A 10,491-nucleotide genomic window follows, 5' to 3' on the forward strand; every position below is an offset into this window, starting at 1 on the left:
GCTAAGAGAAGAATTCGACTCTCTGGTTTCCCTGCCAACGTAAAAATCGAATGCGGAGTGGGCCTGCGATTTGAGCGCCGTCAACCATTGAAACAACTTGTCGCGCGCGCCCGTCTTGAAGCTCCCGCACCCTATGCAATGAAACATTTGGTCTACACCGACCAGCGCATGGACACGCCGGAGTGGTGCACAAACAATGGCCGAACCAGCTGCGGCCATAGTAGCCAACAAGTGCCGCCGACTACTTACCATGGGCTTCCTCCGGAAACATTACATCCCGATTAATTCCTAAGTAGGCACCCAAAATTGTTTCGATCGCTCCTACGATGAATTTCAGCGAGTTTACGTGTATTGCGGTGTTGACGGTCGCAGCTGCATACGCTGCGAACAGCGCAACCAAAAAGGCCACGGTCGTCGCTGTGCTCATCCGTACCCAGGCCGGATCCGCACTGGACGTGGTATCAGCCGGCGGAAGATTGGACATAAAACGGTAGGCTGAAATTCCGACCATCGCCAACAAGGGCGAGCCCATGAGGATCATTTGAACAGTGTCGGCGCGGTCGTATGGGCTGACCAGCGTGATCAGAAGACCGAACGCGAACAGAAAAATGTGTCCATAAACAACAATGGCGGCGATGCGCTTGGCTAGTTGGAGCTTTGTCATCGAACGTCCTGCTTACCAGTCATTCAAAGCGACCCTTCTCAAACAGCGAGGCTGTCGCGGCGGCGTCCTCTACACCTTCATAATAACGCGAAGGCTCAAGCAATATCGGCGCCAGCTGCAATCGCGAGCTTCAGCGCCCAGGCGAGGCGTTGTGTCACCCAATCGCTGTCATGCAGACGCTTGTCATCGGTTGGATCGACCATCTTGTCGAACGAAACGCCCTCGATCTCGTGCAGGGCCTTCATGAAGGCAAAGCGGCGAAACACGTTGACGCCCGCATCACGGGCCAGTTCGCCAATCGCCACCACCATCGCGATCGCCTTATCTTTTTTGGCCGGCGTGAGGAGGGCCGGGACATATTGAAGGTCCATGAGAATGATGTCGGCCTCGGTCTCGTTGTGCAGCCGAATAAGCCCGTCCTGGATAGCTTTGGTAGTCTCGAAAAAGGTCGGCGGCGGCGGCACCTGGCCCGGATCCTGCCAGACGGCATTCGTTCCCACCTGCCAAATCACCAGATCCGGATGACGACTAATGACGTCTGCATCAAAACGCAACAACTCCACCGGCGCTTCCTGTCCGCCGACCCCTCTATTATCGAGACTGATGGCCGCAGCCGGGTACTGAGCCCGCAGGAGCGGCAACAACCGGTCTGGATAGGCCACGATATTGCCTTCGCCGGCAGTTGTTGATGAGCCGATGGCCACAACCTTCGCCTGACCCCGCGCCAACGCCTGCGAAAAATGAGTCAAGCCGTGGGCGAACGGCGGCGGGACGACGGGTATGGATGAAAGAGTGCTTTCCACAGACGATTGCTCCTGACGTGTCCGCGACCTCAGAAAAGCTGCGCCGACGGTGGGAATGAACTTTCAATGGGCTGCGAGTACCGGCGGGAAGAGTGGTTTGGCTGAAATACCGACTCCAAGAATCATACCGCCCAAATATTGGCCAGGGCCGAGCAGTCCAGCCAGCTGTCCTTCGGACGTGAAGATCGGGCTCCCGATCATTCCGGACGCCATGGGGATGTTGAGATCAAACCGTTCCGCATCGTCGTCGTCCTCGCCGACGGACGTCCAGTACGGAAGATCCTGCGCGGCGAAAACAAGCCGATCATTGTTGTCGATACCCGTCTGGCGTGGCTCACGGCGGTCATGAAACAATCCATCCGAACGCTCGAGATAGCCGACGACAAAGAGCGACGTATGCTTCCACGGCTTGTCATCCTCCGACGCGAGTGTGGGCGGTGGCGCAACGGCTCTCAGGCCCGGCACGATAAGGCGCAAATAAGGGGAGCCCCCAGGCGGGGAGACCGGAGTGACGGACGCCATCTTGTGCGTCTCGAGTAGCTTGCCACAACGAACAATCTGCACGTCGGTGTTGGTCGCCGACAGCGTTTCCAGCTCCTGCGTGCGACGATAAATACCTACTGTTATAACGGTGTCGTCCGCAACGATGAGGCCCGAGCGAACGATCTTCTGCCCGTCGTGCTCGGAGAGTATGCGAACGACGTTATCAAATTGGATCCGCGCTTCGCCCGGTATGGTATCTCGATCATTCGGAGTTGGTTTGCAGTCGGGTAGGATCTGTTCCTGGAAATAGGCGAGATCAATGACCCTGCGTTCCGTGATGTCGGGCGCGAGCCCTTTGACCCAATTGCCGTGCTGATCGCGCGGCCGAGGCCGCTCTGTCTGCAAAGAAAAAAAATTGATAAGATCGACCAGAGAATCGATTGAAGCCGTCGTGGTCGACGTGAGCGAGACTTTTTCGTCACCGACATAGCGCTCTAGTCCTCGAAGAGACGAGTAGATCAGATTGTAGCTTGGCCGTGCGAGTGCGGCCGTCTGATACGCATCCTTGAGAAAGTCGATCTCGTCCTTGAATTTCTGCTTTTGAAATTCGTACGACGGAAGAGAATCGAACGTGTTGCGGATGTAGAGCAGGCGGGCCACGCGGCAGAACTCGCTAAAATTGACGGCGTCGTAGCGCTCGGTGCTTGCCGCCTCCCACTGCGACCAGATCATGTAACAAGCGATGCGGAATGCCGTCGCGGTGTCGCTTTCCACGCCTCCGGAAATCAATGCGGGCACTCCATCTGCCTTGCCCCGCGGCGGCGGCGCGGTGACGAATACACGGCGCGAACTATTGCCGCTGAAGATCGAAGCCTTCATCTCCCGTGGGCTGGGTGTTACGAGCCCTCCGAGCGCCGAAAGGAGATTTTTAATATTGACGCCCTAGACCGTGATTTCGAGTTGCTGAAGCTCACCGCTTTTGCTGCTCAGCGCAGCCAGCTCATCGTTGCGGATGGCCGGCAAGCGCTCGGACCGGTTTTCGTCCTCTTTCTCTTTTGGATTATTATTCTCGAAAGCTGTCCGTGCGGCCTCCTTCTGGATAAGCCGTACTATCAGATTGTAGAACTCAAACGTCTCAGCGCGAATCTGCTCGCCGAACTCGGCCTTTTTGATGCCATCGGCATAATAGTCGAATTCACCGACAGTAATCTTGCCAGACTGCCAAGTCGAAATCAGGCTTTTCAGCAGGATGGCAACGATCAAAAGGACGAACACCGAATAGCCCACGCGTGACAGCGTGACATGTTCGACGAGTTCAGACACGGTCTTCATAACCCAATCGAGGGCTTGCATCACAACGCTCGCGAGTTTCCGGTGATCGAAGTGCGGTCTAAGCCGCTCGAGCGCGCGCATGCCTCAGTCCCGGCAGGCGCCCGCAGAACCGGCCGCAACAGGACTCTCCAGACCGCCGGGCGCGACCGCCGCTCCATCAAAGAACACGCCGATCTGCTTGGGAATACCGAACTTGGCGTCGACAATGCGCTTCTGATTGATTGTCTTTATGATATCCCACTCATCGTGAGCGCCGAGGCTGAAGGCGATCGAAGCCCGCAGCCCGTAATAGTCGCGAAATGCGCGGCGGTCGATCTTCTTGAGATCGGCGTCGGTCTTGGCCGTTGCGTCGTAATAAGCCTCGAGCTTTTCCAGATCGGCCTTACCGGTGAGGCCGAAGTGTCGGGCAAACTCCGATGGGCCGACGAAATAGACAAAATCGAAATCACCAAAACCGTCGACCCCTTCAAGCACGTTAGTCCACATGAGCATGTAGTCGGCGCCACTGGCAGACGCCGGCAGAGAGAACTCTTTTGCACCCGTATTGAGCAGCCACGCGGCGTGGATGCCGAGGCGCTCTTCGACGCGCTCCTTGACCTCGGCCGCGACCTTGATGTTCTCGCCGAAAACGCTGCCCGCCACCGATGAGATCGGGATGCTGAGATAACCGACAGCCTTTCCGGCGGCACGCTGCGCCGCGATCGTGGCCCGGATGTCGGTAATGTTCTGCTGGATGGCGCCGCGTAGATCTGTGTTGATGCAATAGCAGAAGCCGGCGCGGGTGCATTCCGTCGCCTTGTCGGCCTGCGCACCACCGATGCTGCCCAGGAGAAGCGCGGCAGTCACGCCAAACACTCTGATCATGGTCGCTCTCAGGGGCAGGAGTCGGCGTTATGCAATGTCTTTTTCAGCAACCGCACCAGTCGTATCGCAGCGACAGCAAGTTGCCGGTCTACGACAGGAAGGGCCTTGTCATAGTACGCTTGGCTAATCACGCCATTGGCCGGGATATCATAGGCCAGGGCCACATACCTGTGGCTTTCAACGGCCCAGTCGATCGGCGTGCCGCCGTCAAGAGAGCTCACATCGCGCCCATTGAGCCAGCCGGTCTGAAGGCGCGTGACATAAGCTCCCCAATTATAGACCGTGTGCATGATGAGGCCTGTATCCCACAGCGCATGGAGCTTCATGTTGGGTTGATCAAAGAAAGTGACGATCACCTTGTTGCCGCCTTGGTCGTCGGTCCCGTCAGCGGCAAAGCGCGTTTCGGCGTGCAGCGGCTGATGCACGTCGCCTATAAAATGGATCAGGAACTTTAGGGCATCGCCACGCTCGGTAAGCGACTTCGAGCAGTCGGTGACGTCGGCACGGAAGCGTGCGATGGCATGGATGACGCAATCGCCCTTTTCAGGCTTGCAATCCCGCATCGGATCGTAGGCCGTTTGATCGAATGGAATATCGACAAAATGCCAGCCCCCGCTCTCGGGATGATTGGCGCGATAGTCATCGGCCCAACTGGCAACCGAGGCCATGGAGACGCCGCCGAGCAGCGTTTTGACCTTTCGCAGGGTGTCCTGATCGAGACGCCGTTCGGCAAGCTCGGCGATGATCGAATGCCCCTCCTGACCCCATGCGCGGGCCTTCGCGATGGGGAGGGCATCAATTGTGATAAGCGTGACAAGCAGAATCAAAAAAGGCTGGCGGCGCTTCGCGGCCGGACGCATCCGATTAGACATCGTCAATTTTCAGCTCTGAATAACACCGGTGGGCAGCAATCGTTGCCGATCCGCAGACCCCTATGAATGCCACACGGGCTAGAGAGTCGGGGGTTAAGCGGACACGTAAAACGCTATCATGCACCAAATTGAGGTTCACGCAATACGTGCAGCGCGGAACGCGCAGAGCGGGCTAGATCCAACCCATCGCCCGCAGCTGCGGAAAATACCCGCTGACCGCTTGCCGTCCGTCAATTTCCAGTTGTAGACTGCTTGCGGAGACTTTCTAGGGGAAGAACAGGCTTTTAAGAGCAAGCACTTGTTGCGGATGGTTGCCGCCGTCCGGCCGTGATCATCCTGAAGAAAAAACGTCACAGAATCAAATTCTTATTGTCTACACCGCGAGCGATCCGCTCGCTCGACCTGCCTTTCATCTCCGCCGCATTTTTCCACGGAGCGGACCTTCCATGGCCAAGTCATCACGCCCCCCGAAGGGGGTAATGCCCATGCAGACCCGCCGTCCAGCCGGCACCAAAAGCATTTTTCCTCCGCGACGCGACTACACGTCGCTCTCCATCAAGGATCTGCTCGACGCGCGCGAGGCTTATCATGTCTATCTCTCGCAGTTGGAAAACGTCATTGCCACCGCGATCGGGCGATACTGCATCCATCAGGACGATTGGTATGCCCATAATCCACCCGACCGGCCACGGCCGAAAGATGTGCACCGCATCACGGCGCCGCGCACCCTGGCGAATTCCGTCATCCGTCCCTGGTCATGGCCGGCAGTCCTCGTCTTCGTGCGCCAGTGGGAGCAGCCCCAAAAACTTGCTAGCGATCTTGTCCCCAGCACAGTCTACCTGCCGGACGGACGCGTCGTTCCCACTTGCGTGATCGCAGCACCACCCGACGAGGAGCTGCCGGCGCCAAGCGGGGGACCTTTCCATGCCAGCCATCTGCTCGGGGGCGGCTATGCTTGCCTACGCGAGCATCAGGGAGAGCAGTCGCTCGGCACCTTCGCCTGCCTCACGCGCAAGGGCGGTTCATACTACGCGCTGACCAACCGCCATGTCGCCGGCGGCGACGGGGAAAGCGTCAAGGCCTATATCCGCGGCGCCTATGAGCCCGTCGGCATCACATCAAACATCGCCGTCGATCGCCAGCCCATGGCATCCATGTTCCCGCTCTGGGGCCAGCAAAGCGCCCTTCTGACGCTCGATGCGGGCTTGGTCAAAATCGACAACATCAATGACTGGACCTCGCAGGCCTTCGGTATCGGCGAGATCGGCGAACTCTTTGATGCGACGGAACACTCGATCACCCTCGACATGATCGGTTGCCCTGTGCGCGCCTTCGGCGGTGTCAGCGGCGTCATCGAGGGCGAGGTGAGGGCGCTCTTCTTCCGTTATGAGGTGGTTGGGGGGCAGGAGCATGTGACGGACATGCTGATCGGTCCGCGCCGTGAGGATGATAAGGCCCAGAAGAAAGACCCCAGGATCGAGCACCCGCTGACCCGACCTGGGGACTCCGGCACGCTCTGGTTCTACGATCCGCCGGCGACCCCCCGCCCCTCGGACGGGAACGAAGATCTCGGCACCGCCCCGGACGTCCCGGAGAAGGGTGCTCACGCCCGGCGCTTGCGGCCGCTCGCCATGCAATGGGGCGGCCAGCGCGTTCGCACCGCGGACGGCAAGAAAAGCGCCTATGCTCTGGGATCGTTTCTCTCCAGCATCTGCCGTTCGCTCGACACAGAAGTCGTGCGGAACTGGAGTCTCGGCCACGACGAATATTGGGGCAAGGTCGGTCATTTCTCGATCGGCTGGAAGGCATGCGACAAGGTCTCTGGCGATCTCAAAGAGCTCATGCAGCTCAACCAGGCGCGCATCGGCTTCCCGGACGACACCATCGCGCAGGGTAAGGCCTTCAAGGTCGGGCGCGAAGGTTTTGTGCCGCTGGCTGATGTGCCAGACTATGTCTGGGTCCATAGCTGGCGTACCTACGAGAACATCCAGCATTTCGCCGACATCGATATCGAGGACATCAACGGCGGCCCCTCCATGCTGGAACGCTGTGCCAAGAACTCGGATGACATTGCCGCCAGCGTCTGGAAGGCGTACTTCGACGGCTTTGCCAATGCAGGTGTCGGTCCAGAAGTTGGCGTATTGCCGTTCCGTATCTGGCAAATCTGGGACGCCATGGTCGCCTATCTCAAGGCGAAAGATGTCCTGCGTTTCGTCGCGGCCGCCGGCGTCATGGCTCACTATGTGGGCGACGCGTCGCAGCCGCTGCATTGCTCTTATTTGCATCACGGCGTGCCGCCGATGCGTAAGGTCAATGGCCGCGAATATCCAGTGCCGCGCGATGATCCAGAGTTCCAGGCGTTCAAGGAAACGGCGCCAGCCAAGATCCACGGGATCTATGAAGAGAATATGCTCGAGGTGGATACGGCGACGGCGCTAGCCGGGATCGATGACGCGCTTAAAGGCCGGCGGCCCCTTAACGTCGGTAAGACAGGCCATGATGCGGCGACGGCGGTCATCAAATTGATGTCCGACTCGCAAGACCGTCTCGAGCCGATGGACATCATCAATGCCGACGACCCGAGTCAAGGCCCGACGAAACGCGCCGCCGCGCTCTGGAACAACAAGAAAATCCGCGACGCGACGATCGTGTCCCTGGCGGACAGCGTTCAAGTCCTTGCCGCGCTCTGGACCTCGGCCTGGGTGCAGGGCGGCAGCGGCGCCGGTATCGCCAAGAACAAAATCCGTGAATACACCGAGGAGGAGCTGCAGCCGGTTTACCGCAACGACCGCACGTTCGTGCCCAGCCTTAGCCTCGATCAAATGGCCAAGAGCGGCAAGTTCGAGCCGCCGCCCTAGACATCGTCAAGTCGAGACGTCGCCCGCGATCCAAGGATTCTGGCTATGACAGTGATACCGCACCAGCTCTACACGTCCGACGATCTGCTTGGCGGCTTCAATCCATGGGACACCATGGGCTATACGCTCTCGCAGGATTTTGCGATCTACCGAGAGTTCGTCGCCAATGGAGGGCCGCTACCAGCCTCGCTCGCGGTCCGCGCCGCACAGGCCGAGCATGACGCCGCAATCGCCGATGCACTGCGCATTTTCCTGAAGACCGTCCAGCGTCCGCTCGTTGGCATCATGGGAGGCCACAGTCTGCCGCGGAACCATGCCGCTTACAAGGCGATTGCGTACCTCGCCCGTGATCTTGCACGCGAGCAATTCCTGCTGGTCACCGGCGGGGGCCCCGGCGTGATGGAGGCCGCACATCTCGGCGTGGCCTTCTCATCTTCCAAGGACACCGGACCGCTGGACGAGGCGATCGGCGTTATCAGTGCGGTCCCGACCGCGCCGTCGCTCGACGAACTCTTTGAAAAAGGCTGGACGATCAAGAAAGACAAACTGGACGCTATCGCCCAGGCGCGCGAATGGCTCAAGGTTGCGCTCGAGGCACGGGCAAAAGCACCGGCCATTCTTCCGGTGAGCCTCGCGATACCTACCTGGCTCTACGGCGCCGAGCCCACGATGCCCTTTGCCACGCACTACGCGAAGTATTTCCAGAACAGCCTGCGCGAAGAGGCTCTGGTCAACAATTCCCGCGCGGGCATCATCTATGGGCGCGGGGGCGGCGGCACCATGCGCGAGATCTTTCAGGACGTCGAACGCAACTACTACGTCAAAAAACTCGATGAACTCACGCCGATGATTTTCTTCGATGGCGATGATTTCTGGCGCACTGAGGCCGAGATGGGTCCGACCGGAGCCAACAAGCCCGGCATTCTGGTTGAACCCATGATCCGGCACATCCTTACCTACGGCATCACTTCGCCCGCAAAGCCCAAGGATGCCGTCGACGCCTCCCTGCTCCAGAAGCTGCTTTTCACGACCGATCATGCCGCCATCATCGCCGCCTTGCGGGAGCATGCTGAAAAAGCCCAGACAAACCTCAACTACGCGCTCGCGGCCGAGCCATTAAAGATAGCTACGCTCCGCATGAACCGCCGATAGGGATTGAAAAAAGGGGGACTGGCCATGTCAGGGCATGCGTTTGCTGAAGCTCTCGTCAAGTAGTCCCGGCTTTTGCCAAGGCGTGGACGGACCGCCCGAAAAAGAAGGCCGCGCGCGCAGTCGCCGAGCTGATGTTCTGGCCGGACGGCATGCTGGAGCAACTTGAAAAGCTGGCACAGGGGAAGGGCACAGACGAGGATGTTGCCAAGCTGAGAAAGAAACTCGCGAAATCGAGATCCAAAGTGGCGGGTACCCTCCAGGGCCTCGCCGGCCCGGGATGCTATGCTGCGCATGCTGGACGGTGTTTTCGTCGTGGCGCAGATCAATGCACTGCTCGCTCAAGGGTCGCGATTGCGCCACGTCGACAGCAAAAGGGGTCTGCGTGACCGGATCGGCGAGTTGCTGCAGGAATATGAAGAGGCGATGAGCATTAAGAACAAGAAAGAAAAGAAGCTTAGGCTCGAACGCGTCTGTACCAATGCGCTGCTGCATTCAATCGTTTAACGCCGCGGCCGCGCGGTTCCATCGTTATGTGTTTGCGTAGGGCTCTGACAGGATCCGCTCGTCCGTTTTTTGATTTGCATTTCCATGGAGGCGTCGATGCAGTCGGGTCGTATTCTCATCATGCGCCATGCCGAGAAGACAGGCGATCTGGAGGATCCACACCTGTCTGAAGCCGGCCGGCAGCGGGCTCTGCGGCTCGTCACTTATATTCCGCAAGAATTTGAGAAGCCTTCATATCTGTTTGCCACCGCCGAATCCAAGCACAGCCGAAGGCCCATTGAGACACTCGAGCCGCTATCGGCAGACATCAAGGTCGCGCTGGATACGTCCTTTGCCGATCAGGATTATGGAGCGCTGGCCCATCATCTGCTGAAGAACAACCGCTATGAACAGGTGCTCACCGTCGTCTGCTGGCATCACGGCAACATTCCGAATATGGCCTACGCGCTGGGGCTCCCCGATGGCAGCTATCCTGAGGCGTGGGACCGTAAAGTCTTCAATCTGATCCTCGACATAACCTTCGCAAACGGGGCTCCGTCAGTAAAACAGATGATCGAGCCCTTCTGACCGCGCTCGGTACGGGTTAGCGCTTGGACAAGCGCGTTTCCGCATGTTCCAGCTTCTCGATAATCTGCTCGAGCGATTTGGAGCCGTCTTTACCGTGCATTCCGTCGGACATCCCGTCTTGGTTCGTCCGCGGCCAGGATCGAGTACCGGGATCGGCGTGTCATCGGCAAAGAGATGGTTGGAGGCGAACACGTTCTTGCACAGCCGCTCGTGCAAGGCCTCAAGCCACCAGCATGCGCCGCCAACCCAGCCCGCGAGCGTCGAGCGGCAGAGATCGACGCCATGACGGTCGAAGATCTGCGACTGACGATAGAGCGTAAGCGATCATTTCCCCCCACCTTGTTGCTGGCGGTTTGATCGTCAACATGCGTTCCGTCTTTGAGATGGCGGTT

The 10,491-nt window shown here is 58.8% G+C and carries 10 protein-coding genes and 1 pseudogene; 4 read left to right on the plus strand and 7 right to left on the minus strand.

What is annotated here, in order from left to right; all coding sequences use genetic code 11:
* Positions 1–241: 241 nt before the first annotated feature.
* From ACQR1B_RS34520 to ACQR1B_RS34545, 6 genes are all read right to left on the minus strand, one after another.
* Positions 242–664, minus strand: coding sequence for a hypothetical protein (locus tag ACQR1B_RS34520; protein WP_434837349.1), 423 nt, complete (start codon positions 662–664; stop codon positions 242–244).
* Between the two features lie 95 nt (positions 665–759).
* Positions 760–1,467, minus strand: coding sequence for an SGNH/GDSL hydrolase family protein (locus ACQR1B_RS34525; RefSeq protein ID WP_434837348.1), 708 nt, complete (start codon positions 1,465–1,467; stop codon positions 760–762).
* A 63-nt stretch (positions 1,468–1,530) separates the two neighbouring features.
* A complete protein-coding gene (locus ACQR1B_RS34530; RefSeq protein ID WP_434837347.1) occupies positions 1,531–2,829 on the minus strand; it encodes a hypothetical protein in 1,299 nt (432 codons plus the stop codon).
* 63 nt (positions 2,830–2,892) lie between these two features.
* A complete protein-coding gene (locus tag ACQR1B_RS34535) occupies positions 2,893–3,363 on the minus strand; it encodes a hypothetical protein (RefSeq protein ID WP_434837346.1) in 471 nt (156 codons plus the stop codon).
* A gap of 3 nt (positions 3,364–3,366) precedes the next feature.
* Positions 3,367–4,146: a hypothetical protein gene (locus tag ACQR1B_RS34540; RefSeq protein ID WP_434837345.1), complete on the minus strand. Its 780-nt coding sequence runs from the start codon at positions 4,144–4,146 to the stop codon at positions 3,367–3,369.
* 8 nt (positions 4,147–4,154) lie between these two features.
* Positions 4,155–5,018, minus strand: coding sequence for a S1/P1 nuclease (locus tag ACQR1B_RS34545; RefSeq protein ID WP_434837344.1), 864 nt, complete (start codon positions 5,016–5,018; stop codon positions 4,155–4,157).
* Between the two features lie 479 nt (positions 5,019–5,497).
* Between ACQR1B_RS34545 and ACQR1B_RS34550 the strand changes: the two genes are divergently transcribed.
* The 4 genes from ACQR1B_RS34550 to ACQR1B_RS34565 all read left to right on the plus strand — a co-directional run bounded on the left by ACQR1B_RS34550 (position 5,498) and on the right by ACQR1B_RS34565 (position 10,099).
* Positions 5,498–7,876, plus strand: coding sequence for a hypothetical protein (locus ACQR1B_RS34550; protein WP_434837343.1), 2,379 nt, complete (start codon positions 5,498–5,500; stop codon positions 7,874–7,876).
* A gap of 45 nt (positions 7,877–7,921) precedes the next feature.
* Positions 7,922–9,028, plus strand: coding sequence for a hypothetical protein (locus tag ACQR1B_RS34555; RefSeq protein WP_434837342.1), 1,107 nt, complete (start codon positions 7,922–7,924; stop codon positions 9,026–9,028).
* 282 nt (positions 9,029–9,310) lie between these two features.
* On the plus strand, positions 9,311–9,532 hold the full coding sequence (locus ACQR1B_RS34560; RefSeq protein ID WP_434837341.1) for a hypothetical protein: 222 nt from the start codon (positions 9,311–9,313) through the stop codon (positions 9,530–9,532).
* Between the two features lie 96 nt (positions 9,533–9,628).
* Positions 9,629–10,099 carry a phosphoglycerate mutase family protein gene (locus ACQR1B_RS34565; protein WP_434837340.1) on the plus strand — a complete coding sequence of 157 codons (471 nt, stop codon included), beginning with the start codon at positions 9,629–9,631 and terminating at the stop codon, positions 10,097–10,099.
* 111 nt (positions 10,100–10,210) lie between these two features.
* On the opposite strand, the pseudogene ACQR1B_RS34570 reads toward ACQR1B_RS34565, so the two are convergent.
* A pseudogene (locus tag ACQR1B_RS34570) lies at positions 10,211–10,420 on the minus strand (IS66 family transposase); the annotation flags it as partial.
* Between the last annotated feature and the right edge of the window lie 71 nt (positions 10,421–10,491).

This window comes from Bradyrhizobium oligotrophicum (genome assembly GCF_051168495.1).
Classification (GTDB): Bacteria; Pseudomonadota; Alphaproteobacteria; order Rhizobiales; family Xanthobacteraceae; genus Bradyrhizobium; species Bradyrhizobium oligotrophicum_A.

Coding starts and splice junctions, on each gene's coding strand:
- ACQR1B_RS34550 (WP_434837343.1), top strand. CDS start 5,498: ATGCCCATGCAGACCCGCCGTCCAGCCGGCACCAAAAGCATTTTTCCT.
- ACQR1B_RS34535 (WP_434837346.1), bottom strand. CDS start 3,363: ATGCGCGCGCTCGAGCGGCTTAGACCGCACTTCGATCACCGGAAACTC.
- ACQR1B_RS34560 (WP_434837341.1), top strand. CDS start 9,311: ATGCTGCGCATGCTGGACGGTGTTTTCGTCGTGGCGCAGATCAATGCA.
- ACQR1B_RS34520 (WP_434837349.1), bottom strand. CDS start 664: ATGACAAAGCTCCAACTAGCCAAGCGCATCGCCGCCATTGTTGTTTAT.
- ACQR1B_RS34555 (WP_434837342.1), top strand. CDS start 7,922: ATGACAGTGATACCGCACCAGCTCTACACGTCCGACGATCTGCTTGGC.
- ACQR1B_RS34545 (WP_434837344.1), bottom strand. CDS start 5,018: ATGTCTAATCGGATGCGTCCGGCCGCGAAGCGCCGCCAGCCTTTTTTG.
- ACQR1B_RS34540 (WP_434837345.1), bottom strand. CDS start 4,146: ATGATCAGAGTGTTTGGCGTGACTGCCGCGCTTCTCCTGGGCAGCATC.
- ACQR1B_RS34530 (WP_434837347.1), bottom strand. CDS start 2,829: ATGAAGGCTTCGATCTTCAGCGGCAATAGTTCGCGCCGTGTATTCGTC.
- ACQR1B_RS34565 (WP_434837340.1), top strand. CDS start 9,629: ATGCAGTCGGGTCGTATTCTCATCATGCGCCATGCCGAGAAGACAGGC.